Annotated in this window: 17 protein-coding genes and 2 pseudogenes; 16 read left to right on the top strand and 3 right to left on the bottom strand. The window is 65.4% G+C overall.

The genetic code is table 11. The annotated features are described in order from the left end of the window. Positions 1-280: pseudogene (locus IEZ19_RS52025) on the bottom strand (hypothetical protein); the annotation flags it as partial. A 583-nt stretch (positions 281-863) separates the two neighbouring features. Further along, positions 864-1598: a FadR/GntR family transcriptional regulator gene (locus IEZ19_RS45680; protein ID WP_189317297.1), complete on the bottom strand. Its 735-nt coding sequence runs from the start codon at positions 1596-1598 to the stop codon at positions 864-866. 601 nt (positions 1599-2199) lie between these two features. On the opposite strand from IEZ19_RS45680, the gene IEZ19_RS45675 reads away from it, so the two are divergent. The 16 genes from IEZ19_RS45675 to IEZ19_RS45600 all read left to right on the top strand — a co-directional run bounded on the left by IEZ19_RS45675 (position 2200) and on the right by IEZ19_RS45600 (position 18490). Continuing rightward, a complete protein-coding gene (locus IEZ19_RS45675; protein WP_229841593.1) occupies positions 2200-3135 on the top strand; it encodes an SDR family NAD(P)-dependent oxidoreductase in 936 nt (311 codons plus the stop codon). Positions 3136-3184: 49 nt separating this feature from the next. Next, a complete protein-coding gene (locus IEZ19_RS45670; RefSeq protein WP_189317296.1) occupies positions 3185-3724 on the top strand; it encodes a hypothetical protein in 540 nt (179 codons plus the stop codon). Further along, complete coding sequence (locus IEZ19_RS45665; protein WP_189317295.1) at positions 3721-4491, top strand: 2-keto-4-pentenoate hydratase; 771 nt, start codon at positions 3721-3723, stop codon at positions 4489-4491. The genes IEZ19_RS45670 and IEZ19_RS45665 overlap by 4 nt, the downstream gene beginning before the upstream one ends. After that, the gene (locus tag IEZ19_RS45660; RefSeq protein WP_189317294.1) at positions 4488-5369 is read left to right on the top strand and encodes an acetaldehyde dehydrogenase (acetylating); all 882 of its coding nucleotides are present in this window, start codon (positions 4488-4490) and stop codon (positions 5367-5369) included. The genes IEZ19_RS45665 and IEZ19_RS45660 overlap by 4 nt, the downstream gene beginning before the upstream one ends. Further along, on the top strand, positions 5366-6397 hold the full coding sequence (gene dmpG / locus IEZ19_RS45655; RefSeq protein WP_189317293.1) for a 4-hydroxy-2-oxovalerate aldolase: 1032 nt from the start codon (positions 5366-5368) through the stop codon (positions 6395-6397). The genes IEZ19_RS45660 and dmpG overlap by 4 nt, the downstream gene beginning before the upstream one ends. Then, positions 6394-7317, top strand: a complete 924-nt coding sequence (locus IEZ19_RS45650) for an LLM class flavin-dependent oxidoreductase (RefSeq protein WP_189317292.1) — start codon at positions 6394-6396, stop codon at positions 7315-7317. Before dmpG ends, IEZ19_RS45650 begins: the two co-directional genes overlap by 4 nt. A gap of 34 nt (positions 7318-7351) precedes the next feature. Then, entirely contained in the window at positions 7352-7816 is a 465-nt protein-coding gene (locus IEZ19_RS45645; protein ID WP_189317291.1) for a VOC family protein, read from the top strand. Positions 7817-7838: 22 nt separating this feature from the next. Continuing rightward, positions 7839-8618, top strand: coding sequence for a hypothetical protein (locus IEZ19_RS45640; protein ID WP_189317290.1), 780 nt, complete (start codon positions 7839-7841; stop codon positions 8616-8618). A 295-nt stretch (positions 8619-8913) separates the two neighbouring features. Then, entirely contained in the window at positions 8914-9798 is an 885-nt protein-coding gene (locus IEZ19_RS45635) for a DODA-type extradiol aromatic ring-opening family dioxygenase (protein ID WP_189317289.1), read from the top strand. A gap of 50 nt (positions 9799-9848) precedes the next feature. Next, the gene (locus IEZ19_RS45630; RefSeq protein ID WP_189317288.1) at positions 9849-10700 is read left to right on the top strand and encodes an alpha/beta fold hydrolase; all 852 of its coding nucleotides are present in this window, start codon (positions 9849-9851) and stop codon (positions 10698-10700) included. Beyond that, on the top strand, positions 10697-12304 hold the full coding sequence (locus tag IEZ19_RS45625) for a gamma-glutamyltransferase family protein (protein ID WP_189317287.1): 1608 nt from the start codon (positions 10697-10699) through the stop codon (positions 12302-12304). The genes IEZ19_RS45630 and IEZ19_RS45625 overlap by 4 nt, the downstream gene beginning before the upstream one ends. Positions 12305-12737: 433 nt before the next feature. Beyond that, on the top strand, positions 12738-13058 hold the full coding sequence (locus IEZ19_RS45620) for a Dabb family protein (RefSeq protein WP_189317286.1): 321 nt from the start codon (positions 12738-12740) through the stop codon (positions 13056-13058). A 328-nt stretch (positions 13059-13386) separates the two neighbouring features. Beyond that, positions 13387-14475 (top strand): NAD(P)H-dependent amine dehydrogenase family protein, encoded by a 1089-nt coding sequence (locus tag IEZ19_RS45615; RefSeq protein ID WP_189317285.1) that lies wholly within the window; start codon positions 13387-13389, stop codon positions 14473-14475. Positions 14476-14879: 404 nt separating this feature from the next. Continuing rightward, a complete protein-coding gene (locus tag IEZ19_RS45610) occupies positions 14880-15935 on the top strand; it encodes a thiamine pyrophosphate-dependent enzyme (RefSeq protein ID WP_189317284.1) in 1056 nt (351 codons plus the stop codon). 145 nt (positions 15936-16080) lie between these two features. After that, on the top strand, positions 16081-17064 hold the full coding sequence (locus IEZ19_RS45605; protein ID WP_189317283.1) for an alpha-ketoacid dehydrogenase subunit beta: 984 nt from the start codon (positions 16081-16083) through the stop codon (positions 17062-17064). A 10-nt stretch (positions 17065-17074) separates the two neighbouring features. Then, on the top strand, positions 17075-18490 hold the full coding sequence (locus IEZ19_RS45600; protein WP_189317282.1) for a dihydrolipoamide acetyltransferase family protein: 1416 nt from the start codon (positions 17075-17077) through the stop codon (positions 18488-18490). Between the two features lie 205 nt (positions 18491-18695). Here the strand turns inward: IEZ19_RS45600 and IEZ19_RS45595 are convergent. Beyond that, a pseudogene (locus IEZ19_RS45595) lies at positions 18696-19464 on the bottom strand (transposase). Between the last annotated feature and the right edge of the window lie 216 nt (positions 19465-19680).

The raw sequence follows: 19680 nt of genomic DNA, 5'->3' as shown, positions 1-19680 counted from the left end.
CAAGGCGCGGATCGAGCGGACGGTGGGTGGGCGCCCGCGACGCTTCGGTGCGCAGGTCACGGCATGGCGTCGCTTGAGCAGGTCGCGATGCCACCGCAGGACCGTGTCCGGGCGGACCAGCAACAGGAGACGCCGCAGCTTGTCCATCGGGAGGTGGTGAAGCAGGCAGCACGGCACGGTCGGTATCGGTGAAGACGGGCTTGCCGACCTGGCGTTGCAGGACCAGCAGTTGATGCCGGAGCGCGAGGAGACCACCGGTGGTCAAGGCCGCTACCTGCACGGATGATTTATCGGCACCCGCAACGTCACGATGAAGGGCATTCGTGGCCGCACCTTCGCCACCCGGGCCGAGGCGAACCTCACGCTGTTCGAGTACATCGACAGCTTCTAACCTAAGCTAACAGCCGGCGCATCCAGGAGCGGCTTGGCTGGCTCAGCCCGATCGAGTTCGAGAAGAAGTACTACGCCGACCAGGCAACGGCTGAACAAGCGAACCTCACACCGCTTCAACCTGCCGTGACCAGCTGATCAGCACCTGCCGCACAGCGGGGGAACCTCAGCCGTCCTGGCAATGGCCGGCCTGGACAACCGCTGGATTTCCATAGTCGACGATGACGGACCTGTCGTCACGGGACTGGTCAACGCCGGGACAGCCTCGTCCATACCAACCCCACCCTGGGCCATGGCCCTCGGGGTCACGGTGTGGCGCGCGGCAGCTGTGGTCGCCGGGGCGTCGATCAGCCTGGGCGCTGTTTGGTCATGGTGGTGCGAGGCCAGGAACTTCGGGGCGACAATGAGTTCGCCGATGCTCGCGAGCCGGGCCTCGCGCACGAGGGCGGTCGCGGCGGGGCCGGCGGCCTCGCTTATGGTGCGGGCCAGCTGTAGCGGCGCCTCAGCTCCTCGCACCCTCGCAGGTGCTCGCCGGACAGGTGCCGCGCGGCCTCTCCATCGCCATCGGTGACGGCCTGCAGGATCGCCTCGTGCTCGGAGATTAGCTGCGCGATCACGGGCTGCGGGCGGGCGAGCGCCTCCAGGTGCGACAACAACGCCTTGGACACTGTGTCGCGCACGGCGAGCATCATGATTGTCAGCGCTTCGTTGCCGGACGCCCTGACGATTTCGAGGTGGAAGCGGAGGTCGGCGATCTTGAAGGCCTCGAGGTCGGTTCCGGCCGCACGCATGAACGCGATCTGGTCGCGCGCGGCAGTGAGGTCGGGCCGTGGGTCGCGCGTCGCGGCCTGTTCGGCACCGGCGCCCTCGAGCGCGATGCGCAGACCGATGAGGTCGTCGAGCGGGACGCGTCCGAGCCTCATTAGGTGCACGAGCGTGTCGCGCAGGGGGTCGGTCGTCAGCGCGTCGGGGGCGACGACGCGCAGCGGTGATGTCGGGCCGGTCGCGACGGCCAGGCCATTGGTCTGTAGCGCGCGCAGCGCTTCGCGGACCGTTGTGCGCCCGACGCCGAAGCGTTCGGAGAGCTCGCGCTCGGGTGGAAGCGCGCTGCCGGGAGGTAGCTCCCCGCTGAGGATCGCCTCGCGGAGTACGTCAGCGACCTGTTCGTAGACCGGGCGGCGCTCCAGGGACTGCGGGGCGGTATTCATGCTTGGGATGATACCCCGAACGGCCGCCTTATCGGACCAGAGGCGTGCGGCGGTCAACCCGCATCAGCCTGTCTGGCCAACTACGGCGTTGGTTCATGGAAGCGCTGTGCTCGCCACACCGGGCCTGAGGTGGGTGCCGCGCTCAGAAAGATGCCTTACGCCTTGACTACTGCTTCGTCTTTCCGCTGATCGCATCCGTCTCGACTTCGACGGCTGGCACATCGAGGTCGACGAAGGAGGACGCTTCGACGCGCCACTAGATCCCCCTTGTCAGACCAACAGTCCAAGGCTATGCTCCTCGGGCATGTAGACGACGGAGAGGAAAGAACCGTCACGGTAAGGATCCGCTCACTGTCAGGCCGGCCGCCGTCGACGATCTGGGAGCCCTGGAAAGGGCTCAATGAACTTCAAGCGTCGATCAGCGGCAGCGACGCTTAGCGGTGAGTAGCTGCGTCCGCGCGCGGTGAGCAAAAAGCCCGTTCGTGGGCAACTTTGGCCTCAACATCACGGCCTGATGTCGACGGTCGACGTAGGCGCCGTGACCAAATGACTACCGATGCACGAGCCTGAATCGACCATCCTCATGTCTGGGAGGCCCGTCTTGTCGCAGTTTGATTTCGAAGGACAGGTGGCGATCATCACCGGCGGCGGCCGAAATCTCGGCCGTGGCTACTGCATTGAGCTCGCTCGACGCGGTGTGGCAGTGGTTGTCAATGACATCGACGGCGACGCCGCTTGTGCTGTCGTCGAAGAGATCAAGCGCGAGGGGGGCAAAGCAGTTGCCTCGCTTGACACGGTCGCGACGGTCGAAGGGGGGAAGGCAATCGTCGCGATGGCGGTTGAGGAGTTCGGCACTGTCGACATTCTGGTCAACAACGCCGGAAATTTGCGTGCCGGAGATTTCGCTGATATGAGCCTCGATGATTTCGAGGCTGTGCTTGCGGTGCATCTCAGTGGTGCATTCTGTGTGACTCAGCCGGCGTGGGCGATCATGCGAGAACGAGGCCACGGTCGGATTGTCATGACGGGGTCGGCCGGCGGAGTGTATCCCGAACAGGGCTATAGCGAGTACGCCACCGCGAAGGCCGGGATCGTCGGATTGACGCGAGCGCTTGCGGCCGAGGGCAAAGAACACGGGATCTACGTCAACGCGATCCTGCCGCAAGCCGGGGGCTCGTCGATGACGCTGACGGCAGAACCCATCCCCGGCTTGAAAGAGGCCAAATTCTCGGGGCCCGACTCAAGTCTCGCACCGTATAAGTCAGTCGAGGCGGTGAGCCCGCTCGTGGTGTACCTCTGCTCTTCCGCGTGCAGCCATACGGGCTTGACCCTTTCCGCGGGCGCCGGATGGTTCGGCCGCGTGTTTGTGGGCCTCACGAACGGCTGGACGACACCCGAGTTGGGCGTGCCGGCGGCCGCTGAAGAAGTCGCCCGGCACTTCGACGAGATCGTCGACACCGAGCAGTACGAGGTGCCCGAAGGCGCCTCGGATGAGCTGAGACATATCGCCATGCGATTGGGCCTCGCCATCGGATGAGCTGAGGCTCGGCATTCAGTGAATGGCGCAATAACGGCAGGAGACCAGAGTGGCGAAGGCAATACGGCTGAAAGAACACAATTCAACGCCCGTCGTGGAGACCTTCCCACCGGAAGTGCACATCGAGGGGCCTGCCGTCGGCCTGGCCGCGTTCAGGCAGCCGCGTCTGGAGCCGAAGCTGGCGGTGGTGCTCGCGGACGATGTCCCAGCGGGTGCATTGCCGGGTGATGTCGCCCGTGCCGTGACTGGCGTGTTCTTGACCGTCGACATTCTCGACACCACAGCGGAGAGCTCCGAATGCGTTGCCGGTGGAGGCTTTCTGCTTGGTGAACAGCTGCTCCCGTTGGAGCTCATGGGCGAGCTGCGCCTGCAGCTTGATGGTGAGCTGGTCGCCGCAGGATCAGTGGCGAGGCTGGGCGACCCGGTGACCCGAATCGCATGGTTGGCCTCTGAGGTCGACGGCCTGCATGCCGGCGACACGGTCCTTCTGGGCTTCCCAGTGGCCAGCGTCCCCGCCCCTTCGGGCACGCTGCTGCTCGAGGGACCACTCGGCGCGATGCTTTCCGCGGACCTGCGGGGTGCGGCGTGAGCGCGCTGGCGCTGCGCCTCGAGCAGGCCTGGACGACCGGCGTGCCGGTCGCGCCGCTGTCCGAATCCGATGGGCTGACGCGTGAGGACGCCTATGACGTTCAGCACGCCTGGAACGCGGTGCGGGTGGCCGACGGGGAACGCGTGGTAGGTCGCAAGATCGGCCTGACCAGCGCTGCGATTCGCGCGCAGGCCAACGTCGACGAGCCTGACTACGGTTCGCTTTGGGGCTCGCGTCAGTACATCGCGGCTGGTGGGCGGGCAGAGGCTCCGGCACAGACGTTCGTGGCCCCGCGCGTCGAGGGTGAACTGGCATTCCTGCTCGGTGCAGATGTGGGCGAGGGCGCCACTGCCCAGCAGGTCCTGGCGGCGACCGAGGCCATGGCGGTGTCGATCGAGATCATCGACTCGCGCATTCAGGACTGGCGGCTGACGATCGCTGACACGATCGCCGACAACGCGTCCTACGGCGGGTTCGTGCTCGGTCCATGGTCGCGTGCCTTGCGTCATGCCGACCTCGGGACGCTCGGCATGGTCATGTACCAGAACGGTCAGGTTGCGGCCACGGGCGTCGGCGTCGAGTCGTTCGGCCATCCCGCACGCGCCGTGGCCTGGCTGGCACGCAAGCTGGCGAGCTTCGGCGAGTACCTGCCGGCTGGCTCAATCGTACTTTCGGGCGCACTGGGCCGTGCTCCAGATGTCGCGCAGGGCGATGAGATCACGCTTCGCATCACTAACAATCCGCCACTCACCTTGAGGTTTACATGACTCGCAAGATCACCGCAGCCATCGTCGGCTCAGGCAACATTGGGACCGACCTGTTGTACAAGCTCCAGCGCTCGACTCTCATCGAGCCGCGCTACATGATCGGTATTGACCCCGAGAGCGAGGGCCTGGCCCGCGCGCGCAAGATGGGCCTGGAGACCTCGGCCGAGGGCGTCGGCTGGCTGCTGTCGCGGCCGGAACTGCCCGATCTCGTCTTTGAGGCCACTTCGGCCAAGGTCCACGCCGCGTCGGCGCCCCGCTACGCGGAGGCCGGGATCAAGGCGATCGACCTGACGCCCGCCTCGATCGGCCCGTACGTCGTCCCGCCGGTCAACCTGCAGGAGCACATCGACGCTCCCAACATGAACATGGTGTCGTGCGCTGGTCAGGCGACGATCCCGATCATGCACGCGATCGATCGAGTTGCCGACGTCTCCTACGGCGAGATTGTCGCAGCGATTGCCAGCGCCAGCGCGGGCCCTGGAACGCGGCAGAACCTCTCAGAATTCTCCGAGAAGACGGCCCGGGCGCTGGAGAGTCCCGGCGGCGCCGATCGGGGCAAGGCCCTATCGGTCATCAACCCCGCCGAGCCGCCCATGCTGATGCGCGACACGGTCTATGCCCTAGTCAAGAACATTGCCCCCGACCGAATTGAGACCAGCGTCATGGAGATGATCGGCCAAGTGCAGGAGTATGTGCCCGGCTACCGTCTGCGACTCTTCGACATCGAAGACAATCAGGTCACTGTGATGCTCGAGGTCGAGGGCGCCGGCGATTTCCTGCCGGTCTATGCAGGAAACCTGGACATCATTACCGCAGCCGCCGCCCGCGTGGGCGACGCGGTGGCCCGCCGCATGACTGGCGCCGAGGTGATGGCATGACACGCGTGCAGGTCGTCGACACAACAATGCGCGACGGAGCCAACTCCTTCTCGCACCAGTTCACCACCGACCAGGTCTCGGCCATCGCCGCGGGCCTCGACCACGCCGGGGTGAAGCTGATCGAGGTCACCCACGGAGACGGCCTGGGCGGCTCATCGCTGCAGCTGGGCCGTGCAGCGCACTCCGACCCGGAGTACATCACCGCCGCCGTTAAGGCCGTCAAGGATGCGCGGATCGCCGTGCTCTACGTCCCCGGGATCGCGACGCTCAACGACCTTGCCGTCGCGCAGGAGTGCGGCGCGCAGGCCGTGCGCATCGCGGTGCACTGCACCGAAGCCGACTGCGCCGAGCAGGCGGTCCGGTGGGCGCGCGAGCAGGGACTAGAGGTTCTCTGCTTCTTGATGATGAGCCACATGGTCGAGCCCGAGGTGCTGGCCCAGCAGGCCGCGCTGCTGGACAGCTACGGGGCGCATGTCGTCTATACGGTGGACTCCGCCGGCGCGCTGACCCCGTCGGGTGCGGCGGCACGCGTCAGGGCAATGCGTGACCGGGTGTCGTGCGAGGTGGGCTTCCACGCCCACAACAACCTAGGGTGCGCAGTCGGTAACACGCTGGCAGCCATCGACGAGGGCGCAACTTACGTCGACGGCTCGCTGCGCGGCCTGGGCGCCAGCGCCGGCAACGCCGCCACCGAGGTCCTTGTCGCGGCCCTGGAGCGCGAGGGCCATAAGACCGGGATCAACCTCTTCGACCTGGTCGACGTCGCCGAAGACATCGTCGCGCCGATCATGCCCCGCCCGCAGGTCATCGACGCCACCGCACTGACCATTGGCTACGCAGGCGTCTACGGCACCTTCTTCCTCTTCGCCAAGCGCGCAGCCGAGAAGTACGGCGTCGACAGCCGCGAGATCCTTCTCGAACTTGGCCGCCGCGGCGTCATCGGCGGCCAGGAAGACATGATCATCGATGTCGCCGCAGAGCTGGCCAGCAAAACCGGCGTCAGGATCGGCGTAGGAGTGCGGGCATGAGCGGCAGGAAGGAATTCAGGTTCGGCTTCAGCGGCAACGCGTTCGACATCGACCAGCTTATCGACGACGCGGTACGGGCTGAGAGTGCCGGCTTCGACGTTTTCCAGATCATTGACTTCGCCGGCGCGCTCTCGCCGCTGGTCGCGCTGGCGGCGGTGGCGCAGGCTACCAGCAAGATCCGGCTGAGCCCGTTCGTGCTGAACACCGCGCTATGGAACCCGTCGACGATCTGCCGGGATCTGGCGACGTTGGACCGGATCAGCAACGGTCGCCTGGAGGTCGCGCTGGGTTCCGGCATCTCACTGCCGGACACCCGTGGGTTGATGCCCCAGACGCGTGACGAGCGCTTCGAGCGGCTACGGGAGACGGCCGCGGCGATCAAGGCGGCAGTGTCTGAACCGGGTATCTCTCCCGGCTTCGTGCAGCGGCCACGGCTGGCGATCGGGGGGAGTGTGGACCGAGCGCTGAAGCTGGCGGCCGAGGAGGCCGACACCTTCTTGATTGCCGCGGTCCCGCCGGTACCAAAGATCGAGGGGCTGGATAGGTATGCAGTCATCCCGGAGCGGGCGGCCACCGCGGCGTTCCTGGACCGTCTGCGAAACCATGCTGGCGCCCGTGCCGACATGCTGGAGATCGGCTCCAGCGCTCCGGTGATCCTGACCGATGACACCGATGCCGCCCTGGCCGAGCTGGCAAAGACGCACACCTACTTGACTCCAGAGCAGATCTTCGAGTCACCCAAAATGCTGGTGGGCAGTCTGGAGCAGATCGTCGATCAGATCATCCAGCGCAGCACCGATCTCGGCATTACCTACCAGTCACTGCGTGCACCGACGCCTGAAGAGCTCGCTCCAGTGATCGAAGCAGTCAAGTCCCGGTCCGCGGCACAAGCCCCGGCCGACCAGGTGCCATCTCGATGAGGCTGCTACGCTGCGTCGGCTCAAGGAGATCAGCATGATCCGAGGCATACATCACATCGGCATCCACACACCGGACCTGGACCGACTGCGGTCCTTCTACGAGAGGGCGTTCGGCTTCGAGGTGGTCGGTGAGGAATTCAACCTCACGGACTTCGCCGTGGCATCGCTGGTCGTCGGACTACCCAACGCCGCCGCTCGCGTCGTAATGATGAGGGCGCATAACTGCTTCATCGAGCTGTTCCAGTGGTCGTCGCCAGCTGGGACTACCCTTGCTCCTTTGAAAGCGAATGACTTCGGATATACCCACTTCATGGTCGACGTCACGGACATCGACGCGGAATATGAGCGCCTGGCAGAACTCGGCATGACGTTCGTCCATCCCTCTGCGGTGCGCTTCGGTAACAACGCATCGGTGTACGGGAAGGACCCAGACGGCAACATCATCGAGCTCGGCCAGATACCTGCCGGCGACAGCCTGCATCTCGACTTCGGCGACTGAGTTCAATTGAAGGGGATACACCTTGAGCGCTAGGACGATTTACCTGGTCTTCGGTTCCCCGACCACACCCGAGAAAGAAGAGGAGGTCCGCTCCTGGTATGAGCCGCATCTGATCGAGATGTGCACTCTCCCCGGCCTCATTTCAGCACAGCTGTTCAAGCCCAGCAGTGTGCAGCTCCCCCGCCTCACGGCCACACTGCCGCAGACAATGGCACTTTACGAGTTCGACACCGACGACCTCGCCGGGGCGTTCAAAACCCTGTGGGCCAGTAGCCTCACCCGGAGAGTCGTCCCACCAGCGGACGGCGTCTTCACACTCGATCCCGACTATCAGTCAGCGGTCTACGACCTCGACTCCGAGTATCCCAAAGACCACGGGAACGAAGCCCCCGGTGACGGATTGCCGCCGCTACCGCCGGCACGCAAGCAGATCATGCTGGTTTTCGGCTCGCCGACCTCCCCCGACGGGGAGGAGGAGGTCAACCAGTGGTGGGAGCCGCACCTGATGCAGATGACGCGTTCCCCCGGGCTCATCGCCTGCAGTTTCTACCGGCCGAGCAGCGTGCAGCTTCCTCGCCTCACGACCACGCTGCCGCAGAACATGGCGGTTTGCGAGTTCGATTCCGACGACCTCGCCGCAGACATCGACACCCTCTACGCCAGCCATCTGAAGGGCTCTGAGACGGGGGTATTCGAGCCGGGTAAGTCGATCCCTCCCCCTCCGGAAGGTTCATTCCTGCTCGATCCGGTCTACCAGACGGGGATCTATGAGCTTGTGTCCCAGTGGCCCAAGGCCACTTGAGCGTCGGCGACGCATTGCAGTACGTGAGGACCACTCGCCAACATCGGTGGCGGGGGAGGACCGGACGCAGCGCAGCCCGCGCATTACGGGCGGCTCACAGTCGCCCGTGACGGTGACCTCGGTGAGGACACATCGCGCCTGATGGTGGCCACGAGACAGGCCTCCTCGACGAATGGCCCAATGGCCATCAGAAGGTGTTGCGCAAGTCGTCTGACCCTGATCACAGGTTCGTCTATTCCTTGGCTGTCACACCGGACTGGTCTGACGGCTGTCTCTGCAGCGAAGGAGAACGTTAATGAGTACCAAACCTCAGATCGCCGCGGTGGCCGTGTCCCATAGCCCGCTCATGGTCCACGACACCGAGCACCGCCAAGGTCGCCTTTTTCGGGACGGTATGGCCCGGCTGAGGTCGGCCGTAGAAGCATTCAACCCCACGCTTGTCGTATTCTTCGGCCCCGACCACGAACGCGCTCTGACCAGCATCACACCGTGCTTCACGGTGGTCGAGTCCGCTAACGGGTTCGCGGAATGGGATCTACCCGAAGAGGACTACGAGGTTCCGCACGGCCTGGCCGTCGCCCTCGGCGAGTACGTAGCGGCATCTGGCGTGGACATTGCCGTGGCCTCGAGCCTGCAGCTCGACCACGGTTTCGGCTTGTCCACCAAGGACATTTTTGGCTCACTCGCTGCAGTCCCGATGGTGCCGATACTCATCAACTGCATCGAACGGCCACTGGCGACAGCGATGCGCACCGCCACCCTCGGTACCGCGGTGGGCGAGTTCATACGCACGGAGGTACCCGATGGCGAGCGAGTTCTTGTGGTGGGATCCGGCGGCATCTCCCACACCCCTCCGTCGCAGCCACCTGGCGCCAGCGAAATGAGCGAGTCCGAGCGTCAGAAGCTGCTCGTCGAACAGCTCGCCGGTGCGGCGCAGGCGATTAACCCGGACTGGGATCGTGATTTCCTCGCCCGGCTTGCCAGCACGGACTGGCACCGACTGGCCGACCTGACTGCTGAAGACCTCGTGGCAGCCGGCACCGGCGGAGCTGAGGTACGCACCTGGATCGCCGCCGCCTTCGCTGCCGGCGAACCGCTCACGACCGTAGCGTACGAGCCCGTACCCGAGTGGATCACCGGGATGGGCATTGCCGCCAGCGACACCCTGCTGAAGAGCTGAGCGTGATGACAGGGACACGTCGTCGGCGACCTACAACGGAGACTAGCGCGATGGATCAGTCCAACAGTTTTGATCCGGCCGACCCGGCAGCGGGACTGTCCGTGGTCGCCGCGGGCCTTCGGACGCACTACCTGGAAGCCGGTAGCGGCGAGCCGCTGGTGCTCCTCCACGGGTCCGGGCCTGGTGTGTCGGCCTGGGAAAACTGGGCCGGCGTGATCCCAGCGTTGTCGCGCCAGCGGCGCGTGCTCGCGCCGGACATCCCCGGCTTCGGTGCGACCGAGCGGAGGCCGGACGGCGAGTACGGCATGGACTTCTGGGTTGACCACCTGTTCGCGTTCATGGAAGCCGTTGGCGTCACAGGGGCGCCGGTCGTGGGCAACTCATTTGGCGGCATGCTCGCAATGGCCGCTGCCCTGCGTGATGCGCGACGCATCGAGCGGCTCGTCCTGATGGGCTCTGCGGCGGGCGAAGTTCCGATGAGCGAGGCGCACAAGCTCGCCGCTCGCTACGACGGCAGCCGCAGGCAGCTAGAGCGGATTCTGCGCCTCTTTCCGTTTGACCCGGTGCTGCTCACTCCGGAGATGGTCGACCGTCGATATGAGGCGAGCGTTCGACCCGGCGCCCAGCAGGCGACGCACAAGATCACGCCGGCGCCGCGCGAGAACGGCGAGGCAGTGATCCAAGCAACCCCAGAGGCGGAGCTGGAGGCGATTGAGACGCCGACGCTGATCCTCCATGGCCGCGACGACAAAGTTCTTCCGGTCGAGCTTGCCATCCGTGTGCATCGGGCGATCAAGCCGTCCCAGCTGCATACGTTCGGCAACTGTGGCCACTGGGTGCAGCTCGAGCGCCGAGACGAGTTCGTGGAGCAGGTCCTGGGGTTTGTTGGAGGCACACGATGACTTCGCGTCAGAGTCAGTCGATTGTCATGGATTCGGCTGTCGCCTCACCTCACTGGCGCGCGACCGAGGCTGGACGTGACGTCCTCGCCGCCGGCGGCAACGCACTCGACGCGGCGCTCGCGACGAACGCCATGCTGTGGGCTTGCTATCCGCACATGTGCGGCCTTGGCGGAGACATCTGGATCCTGTACTTCGACGCCGCGACGTCGCGGGTGCACTGCCTGAACGGCTCAGGCGGCGCACCGCGGTCGGCGACTGTTGAGGAATATGCACGGCGCGGGCACACACGGGTGCCTGCGAAAGGCCCGCTCTCGATGGCGGTACCTGGGGCGGCCGCCGGCTGGGACCACGCGTCCCGGAGGTTCGGGAGCATCCCCGTCCCGGACCTGCTGCGTCCTGCGGCCAAAGCAGCGCGCGATGGAGTGGAGATCACGCCCAAGCTCGCCGGGTGGATGGCCAAGGACAGGGAGCTCCTGGCGGGCGACCCAGTGCTGGCGACAGTATTCACAAACGACGGGGAGCTGCTGCCGGCAGGGGCCACGTTCCGGCAGTCGGCCCTAGCGGCGACGATCGATCGCATCGCGGACGCCGGTTTTGCGGACTTCTATCGCGGAGAGCTGGGCGAGGCCATCGCCCGTGGAAGCTTGGACGCTGGTGGCCTGCTGACCACCGACGATCTGAAGGCCCACGCATCGCTCTGGGTGCAGCCGGTGACGACGCGGTTTGACGGGGTTCAGGTGGTCACGACGCCTCCGAACAGCCAAGGTGTCGCCGCACTGGAGATCCTGAACCTCCTGTCCGTGCTTGAAGGAGGCAGAGCAGCCCCTGGCTCGGCTCGCCAGCTCAATGCCTTCCTCGAGGCGAGGCGACTGGCGTACATGGACCGTAACCAGTACCTGGGTGACCCCGCTCATGTCACGGTCCCGGTCGACATGCTGGCAAGTCTCGACCACGCGCGGAGAGTTGCTGACAACGCACACGCAACACCGCGCAAGTCGTCGGCGCCCTTGGAAGGCGATACGGTCTACCTCTGCGCCGTCGACCGGTGGGGCAACGCATGCTCAGTCATCCAGAGCATTTACCACTCCTTCGGTTCGGGGTTCGTCCCAGCCGGCACGGGGGTACTCATGGGCAACCGGGGGGCCTATTTCTCGTTGGACAAGCAGCACCCGAACGTGATCGCGCCCGGGAAGCGACCCGTGCACACCCTGATGGCGTCGATGGCGCTCAAAGACGGGCGACCGTGGCTGCTGTTCGGGACTATGGGAGGCGAGGGGCAGCCGCAGACCAACGTGCAGGTACTCCTGCGCGTACTGGCGGGCGCAAGCCCCGCCGAGGCGGTGGCTGCGCCACGCGTGTTGAACGGCCAGATCTTTCCCGACGACGCGGAAGACCAGCTTCACGTTGAGGAAGACCTCGGCGCCGAGGTGATCGCCGAGCTCCAACGCCTCGGTCACGACGTGAAGGTCGTCCCGATGCACGACGAGATGATGGGACACGCCCACGCGATCGTCATTGACGGCGATCGGGTTCAGGCTGGAGCGGATCCCCGCAGTGACGGTTCGGCACGCGTGCACCTCACAACGACGGGAGGGGCGTGGTGAACATCGCAGCGATCAGCAAGGTGAATGCGCGCGCCGACTGGCGCCTGTCGTGGTGTCACCGCCCGAATCAGCCGCTGTTAGGCATGAGGCCGAGCGCCAAACGGTAGAAGGGTTGGCGCGGGCCATCCGACGATGGCTCCGCTCGTCTTGAAGGCCCTCTCCTACCCGGTCACCGCGCGGAGCACGCTCGACACCAAGGTTTGGCCCGCGAACAGATGGTTACAGCCAAGCGCCCACCAACGGCGACGTTCCCATCCCCGGCCTTTGTGTCGTCGGCAACTGCGTCGCGTCACCGATCGGGCGAGCCTGCCGGAGTGGTGGTTCGACTTGAGTTGGTGATCATCATCGCGTGGCTGGTCAGCAAGCGCGCTCCGACGTGCAAGCCCGTACCGATCGTCGTCGACAGTCACACAATGCAAGGAGAGAGGTAGCCATGGCTGCATCTGCAGCCGAGCACATCCTGATGGTCTGCTGGGCGCTTAACGATCCCGAGAACGAGGACCAGATGCGAGAGCTGGGCGAGGCCATAGAGGGTCAGCGCGAGATCCCGGGCGTCCTGACGATAGAGAGCGGTCCAAGGACGAAGCAGGTCGACTGGGAGGGACCGGACGATGCCTTTGACTACGCGATGGTGCTCACGTTCGACAACTTCGACTCGGTCCGGGCGTACCCGCCCCATCCGATCCATCAGAAGCTCGTCGCGACGATCCTTCGGCTCGGCTCGGACATTCGCGGCTTCTGGATCGACCGGTGACGACGTTCCCGGGTGTGATACGGCTAAAGTTCCACGAAGGCGGCAGTACAAAGAGTCTAAACGCCTATCGGCGCAGCGTGGGGATCGTACGCGCCCAGGACACCGAAGCACCATGACATCAACGTTGCACGAACTACTTCTCATTCCTGGCTCAGCCAATGCCGGGAAGGGGTGGCCAGCACCTACGACCTGTTGAACAACCAGGCCCGGTTGTTCGGAATGTTGCGCGATCGCGAGATGGGCATGCTCGAGCTGCCGCGTGATACCCAAGCTGTTCGGCGTTTCTGACGGCATTAGAAGTAGAGCACCTGCGTTTAAGGAGAATCTAATGGCGACACGAGTTATTCAGTGGGCTACGGGCGCGGTCGGTAGCACGACGCTCAAGGCGATCATCGAGCATCCGGATCTGGAATTGGTCGGGGTATGGGTCCACACGCCGGAGAAGGTCGGGAAGGACGCCGGCGAGTTGGCCGGGCTGCAGCGGAAGACGGGGGTGCTGGCGACGAGCGATCGTGACGAGCTCATCGCGCTCGACGCAGACGTCGTCGTGCACTGCCCGGCCGGGCAGGGGCCGATCGAAGAGCGGGACCGCGACGTCTTCGATCTGCTGAGATCAGGGAAGAATGTGGTTTCGTCGACCGGGCCGTACTTCGTTCCTGAGATGCGGAGCCCGGAGTATGCCCAACTGATCGAGGACGCGTGCCGCGAAGGCGGGACGACGTTGATGTCCGCTGGAGCCAACCCGGATGTGGTGGTGCCCTGGTTGGGCGCAGCGCTGACCCGTATGTCCCTTGATGTCGAGCACATTTATTTGGCGGAGATCGACGACTTTTCACCCAATCCGAATCTCAACATGATGGTCGAGCTCTTGGGGTTGGGCAAGCCCGCGGAAGAGTTCGAGCCATGGATGGAAGACGGCGGGTACTTCCAGCAGAGCGTGCTGGAGTGGCTACATCTGCTGGCGAAGAACATCGGAGTGGAACTCGACGAGGTCAAGGGCAGCTTCGAGCTGTTCCTCGCGACACGAGACTTCGAGATCCCGATCGGGCAAATCAAGAAGGGAATGGTGTGCGGCGCGGCCTTCAAGTGGTCCGCGGCGCGGCTCGGTGAGACCAAGCCGTTCATGGACTTCGAGTTCATCTACACCGTTCAGCGAGATCATCCAGACTTCCCCGGGCTCCCGCTTGAAGTTCGGCTCGTCGTGGAGGTCGAAGGGGCACCGTCGTCGCGGACCACCGTCGACTTGGCCCCCTCGCTCGATCCCGACGCGCCGGAGCGTGACGCGTCCCTGCCCCAGGGTGTGTTCCACGCCGCCGCAGCCAGCGTGTTCAACTGCATCCCCGTCGTGCTCGAAGCCCCGCCCGGGCTGTTCACGATGCCGGTCCCCGGAGCTTGGCAGTCGCCCTCCGCGAAATGACTCTCGCAGTTTGACATCCGGTCCCGGCCCGTGCGGTCCGGGACCGAACACGATCGAAGTGGCACTCCGGAAGGGCTCCCGCGCGCTGGGGTCCTTCCGTCAGGCCGTGCTCATCCTGCGCTGGTTGCGCGAGCGCGGCTGCGTGATCGCCCTGGCCCGCGATGCGGCTCTACCCAGGCCACTGGCTACTGCAACTTGAACGAGGGCATCGACGTCCTCGCGGACCGCCCTGCATGAAGTTCTCATCCCCTGCCAGCAGGAAGGAGTCAGCCACGTGATCCTCGAGGTCGAAGAGCCGTGCCTCCGGTCTTCCGAGGCGACACGGCGCTGTTGCGATAAGTGCCTCAGCCCGCCGACTCCACACCCTGGTAGCAGATATAACACCCACTGGTAGAGGAACCGAAGTGAATCCTGTGCAGTTGCTCGACATCGACGGTGAGCTGCGACCGCATCCGGACTGGCCCCTTGATGTCACCCCCGGGCTGTGCCGCGACTTCTACCGGCGCATGCGCCTGGCCCGTCAGTTCGACCAAGAGGCACAGACCCTGCAGCGTCAGGGGGAACTTGGACTGTGGGTGCAGTCGCTCGGCCAGGAGGCGGCCCAGGTCGGTTCGGTCACAGCGATGCGGTCCACCGACTATGTCTTTCCCAGTTACCGTGAGCATGCAGCCGCCCTGTGCCGGGGTATCACCCCGGCCGAGCTGCTGATCCAGTGGCGGGGCAACCGGCACAGCGGCTGGGATCCCGACCGGTATCGATTTCACATCTACACGTTGGTCCTCGCAGCACAACTTCCCCATGCCACGGGATACGCGATGGGGGTGCAGCGTGACGGCGCCGATGAGGTCGTGCTGGCCTACTTCGGTGATGGCGCCAGCAGCGAGGGAGATGCGAACGAGGCGTTCAACTGGGCCGCGGCCGCGGACGTGCCGCTATTGTTCTTCTGCCAGAACAACCAGTGGGCGATCTCGACCCCAGTCCGGACACAGATGCGCGCGCCACTTCACCAGCGGGCCCGGGGGTTCGGTCTGGACGCGCATGTCGTGGACGGCAACGACGTGCTGGCTGTACATGCGGTCACCTCGGGTGTCGCGCAGCGCCTGCGGGCCGGTATGGGGCCCGCGTTCATCGAGGCCCTCACCTACCGGATAGCCGGGCACAGCACGTCCGATGACCCGGGGCGCTACCGCACGGACAGCGAACTGGACAGCTGGCGCGCCCGCGACCCCATCGGTCGGCTCAAACGTCTGCTGGACAAGCAGGGATGGGCAGATAAGGCGTTCCACACCGAGGTCGACGAGGAGTGCCGCACTCTCGCTGCAACGGCGCGTTCGGTCTGCCGGGACCTGCCGTTGAGCGACTTCTCCGCTGTGTTCGACACCGTTATGGCCGAACCGACATCCCTGTTGGCCGGGCAGCGTCGGCAATATCTGGAGTTCGTCGACTCTTTTGAGGACTGAGGGCCGGCCCCGTGGGCGATTCCAGCCAGCTGGGGCCACCAGCCCGTCGGCCGCGTGGTTCCGGTCATAAGCCCGCCCACGCGCCTGCTGTATCCCCACCGGCGCTGCCGACCCGCACCGCCGGCGATCCGCGACGGGAGAGGACATGCCCGTACTCACACTTTCTAATGCGATCAACACCGGTCTGCGCCGAGTCCTTGAGGACCATCCCAAGAGCATCGTGATGGGCCAGGACGTCGGTAGTCTAGGCGGGGTCTTCCGGGTGACCAACGGCCTGCAGAAGGACTTCGGAACCGACCGCGTCATCGACACCCCGCTGGCGGAGTCCAGTATTGTCGGCACCGCGATCGGATTGGCACTGCGCGGCTACCGACCGGTCTGCGAGATCCAGTTCGATGGTTTTGTCTATCCGGCGTTCAACCAGATCGTCTCCCAGCTCGCCAAGATCCGGGCACGCTCGGACGGGCGCCTGTGCCTGCCTGTCGTCATCCGCATCCCGGTCGGTGGCGGGATCGGCGCCGTTGAGCACCACAGCGAATCCAACGAAGCCTATTTCACTCACACGGCCGGCCTGCGCGTGGTGTGCTGCTCGAACCCACTGGACGGCCATTGGATGCTCCGGCAAGCGGCTTCCGGAAGCGACCCGGTGATCTTCTACGAGCCCAAGCGGCGGTACTGGGACAAGGCGGAGGTCTCCGAGTCCGCCGGCACCGAACGCGTCCTGCCGCTGCACAAGGCCCGGATCGTGCGCGCTGGTTCGGACCTGACACTACTGACGTACGGCGGCATGGTGCAGACCTGCCTACAGGCGGCCGAGGCCGCGGTCGAGGACGGCCGCAGCATCGAGGTCATCGATATACGATCCCTGTCCCCGTTGGATCTCGAGACGATCACCGCTTCGGTGGAGAAAACAGGCCGGTGCGTCGTCGTCCATGAGGCCCCGGTGTTCGGCGGTTTCGGAGCCGAGATCGGCTCAGCCGTCACCGAGCGCGTTTTCTACCGTCTCCTCGCTCCCGTCCTGCGGGTCGGTGGATTCGACACCCCGTATCCGCCGGCGAAGTTCGAGGACCAATACCTACCCGACCTCGATCGTGTCCTGGACGCGGTCGACCGATCCTTCGCATGGTGAGCCGAGCGTCATGAGCACTGCCAAACGTCCCGTCACCGGCCCCCCGGGCATCGAGCACTTCCGGCTTCCCGACGTGGGAGAGGGGCTTGTCGAGGCTGAGATCGTCACCTGGCAGGTCGCCGTCGGCGACACCATCGAGATCAACCAGGTCATCTTGGAGATCGAGACCGCCAAGTCCCTGGTCGAACTCCCCTCACCCTTCGCCGGCACCGTCACCGCCATCCACGCAGCCGAGGGAGAGACAGTTGAGGTGGGCACCGCGCTGATCGCGATCGCAACGGATGATGCCGCAGCAGGCTCCCCGGACCACCCTGATACCACGCAGAGCCCGGCGAGCACGGCGCCGGAACCGGCATCGGCACCTGGTACCGAGCCCAGACCGTCGGTGCTCGTCGGATACGGCCCCTGGCAAAGCACCCCGCGTCGCCGCAGGCGGCGGCGCCCGCTCGCCCCCGCCTCGCAGACTGCCCCAGTCCCATCACAGGCTCAGGCTGTCAGACAAGATACTTCCGCTCCTGCAGCGAAGCCGCCAGTGCGCAAGCTCGCCAAGGATCTCGACGTGAACCTGGCCGAGGTCGTCGGCTCGGGCGCCGGTGGGCTCATCACCCGCGAGGACGTGCTGCGTCACGCCGCGGCCGTCGTCCCCGCTGCCGCGGCATCCCATCGGGAAGCCGACAAGCCGCCAGTTGAGTCGGCCGGCCCAGCAACGACATCGACCGATGGCGAGGCGGACGTCCGGATACCAGTGAAGGGGGTCCGCAAAGCCACCGCGGCCACCATGACCAGCAGCGCCTTCACCGCCCCGCATGTCACCGAGTTCCTCACGGTGGACGTCACGCGCTCGGTCAAACTGGTGGAGCGACTCAAGGCCCACCCGGCCCTCGAGGGGACCCGGGTGACGTTCCTGCTGGTGGTGGCCCGAGCTTTGCTAGCAGCGGTCCGTCAGCTCCCGGACATCAATGCCTCCTGGGACGCACAGTCCAACGAGATCGTTCGGTATCGCCGTGTCAATCTCGGCATCGCGGCGGCCACACCGCGGGGATTGCTCGTTCCGAACATCAAGGACGCCGGATCGCTTTCGCTTCCAGCGTTGGCGTGCGCGCTCAATGATCTCGTCCGGACCGCCCGCGACGGACGAACGGCGCCGCAGGACCTGACCCGCGGCACGATCACGATCACGAACATCGGTGTGTTCGGCATAGACGCGGGAACCCCGATCCTCAATCTCGGTGAGGCAGCGATCCTTTGTGTGGGGGCGGTACGCCGCCGGCCGTGGGAGCACAAGGGCCGGGTGGCGCTTCGCTGGACAACCCAGCTTGCGCTGTCATTCGACCACCGGCTGGTCGATGGCGAACTGGGCAGCAAGGTCCTCGCACGGGTGGGAACGATCCTCAGGGATCCCGAGCGGGAGCTCCTGCTCAGCTGAGACCCGTCATGAGACGCTCCCGCTGCCTTACCCACGAGACCAATGCCCAATCGAACACAGTCCACCCGGCCTGCTGACCTGGCGGGAACCGGCGACCGCCGTTGGTGGCCACCAAGCGGGCACCAAATGCGGTGCGCTAAGGGGTGTCCCGTAAATGATCTCCGGATCGGCTCGGGCAGGGTTGGCCGCCGCACGGCCCTCTGATCTAGCCGGCGAGGGCGAGGTTGTGCATCCGGGCGATGCCGAGCATGGCGTGGTGGACGCCGTCGCCTTTGAGTCGGCAGTCGCGGAGGATTTTCCAGGTCTTCATGCGGGCGAAGACGTGCTCGCCGGCGCGGACCTGCTTGTGGGACTTGTTGTGTTCCTTTTTCCAATCCGGGAGTTCGGCCTGGCCACGCTCACAACGGTGCGGGATGACGAGTCCGGTGCCCGGGTAGCCGCCGTCGGCGATCGTGAGGGTCTTGCCGACAGCGGCCTTGGCGCCAGACCCCTCCCACGCCTTGCAGTCGTTGCGGTTGCCGGCGAGCGGCCGGCCGACCACGACGACCAGGCGGGTGTCGGCGTCGATGACGACCTGGTGGTTGGTGGAGTACCGATAGTTCTTCGACCGCTCGGCGATGGTGTGATCCCGGGTGGGGGACCAGGGTGCCGTCCACGATGAGCACGGTGCCCTTGGCGAACCGCCTGCGGGGCCGCAGGGCAAGCGCGGGACCGAGGTGGTCGATAATCCGGTCGGCCGCGGACTTCGAGATGCCGAAGAGCGGCGCGAGTTGGCGCATCGTGAAATTCGTGCACCAGTAGGCCGGCACGAGCAGTACCCGATCCTCCAGCGGAAGGGACCACGGCCGGCCCTTGCGGACCGGATCCGCACCTTCGCGGCGCAGCGCGGTCACCAGCTTCCTGAAGGAACGCGGGCTCAGCCCGCTGAACGGGGCTATCCAAGACGACTCCGACGCCGTGATCACACCAGCCACCACAAGGCCACTGTGAATTCGCGGGAGACCGTCGTCAGACCGGGCGGCAGGACACAATGGCGTGCCCACGGTGGGGGACCGGGTCGCCCAGACGGTAGTGGCGGCGGTTCTGGAGGAGAAGGCCGAGCCGGTCTTCCACCCGGACTCCTACGGATACGTGTGTCCTGAACGTTGAGGAGGGTTCGATGTAGGAAGAGCCGTTCGATGCGGTGCTGC

Origin of the sequence: Streptomyces brasiliensis (assembly GCF_014647875.1) — a bacterium.
In the GTDB taxonomy this organism is placed as follows: Bacteria; Actinomycetota; Actinomycetes; order Streptomycetales; family Streptomycetaceae; genus Streptomyces; species Streptomyces brasiliensis.
This window is presented reverse-complemented; position numbering and strand designations above follow the sequence as displayed.

Bases quoted from the DNA above. Each gene is read 5' to 3' on its own strand.
- IEZ19_RS45615 (WP_189317285.1), top strand. From the start codon at position 13,387: ATGGCGACACGAGTTATTCAGTGGGCTACGGGCGCGGTCGGTAGCACG.
- IEZ19_RS45645 (WP_189317291.1), top strand. From the start codon at position 7,352: ATGATCCGAGGCATACATCACATCGGCATCCACACACCGGACCTGGAC.
- IEZ19_RS45650 (WP_189317292.1), top strand. From the start codon at position 6,394: ATGAGCGGCAGGAAGGAATTCAGGTTCGGCTTCAGCGGCAACGCGTTC.
- IEZ19_RS45660 (WP_189317294.1), top strand. From the start codon at position 4,488: ATGACTCGCAAGATCACCGCAGCCATCGTCGGCTCAGGCAACATTGGG.
- IEZ19_RS45605 (WP_189317283.1), top strand. From the start codon at position 16,081: ATGCCCGTACTCACACTTTCTAATGCGATCAACACCGGTCTGCGCCGA.
- IEZ19_RS45630 (WP_189317288.1), top strand. From the start codon at position 9,849: ATGGATCAGTCCAACAGTTTTGATCCGGCCGACCCGGCAGCGGGACTG.
- IEZ19_RS45620 (WP_189317286.1), top strand. From the start codon at position 12,738: ATGGCTGCATCTGCAGCCGAGCACATCCTGATGGTCTGCTGGGCGCTT.
- IEZ19_RS45625 (WP_189317287.1), top strand. From the start codon at position 10,697: ATGACTTCGCGTCAGAGTCAGTCGATTGTCATGGATTCGGCTGTCGCC.
- IEZ19_RS45600 (WP_189317282.1), top strand. From the start codon at position 17,075: ATGAGCACTGCCAAACGTCCCGTCACCGGCCCCCCGGGCATCGAGCAC.
- IEZ19_RS45680 (WP_189317297.1), bottom strand. From the start codon at position 1,598: ATGAATACCGCCCCGCAGTCCCTGGAGCGCCGCCCGGTCTACGAACAG.
- dmpG (WP_189317293.1), top strand. From the start codon at position 5,366: ATGACACGCGTGCAGGTCGTCGACACAACAATGCGCGACGGAGCCAAC.
- IEZ19_RS45635 (WP_189317289.1), top strand. From the start codon at position 8,914: ATGAGTACCAAACCTCAGATCGCCGCGGTGGCCGTGTCCCATAGCCCG.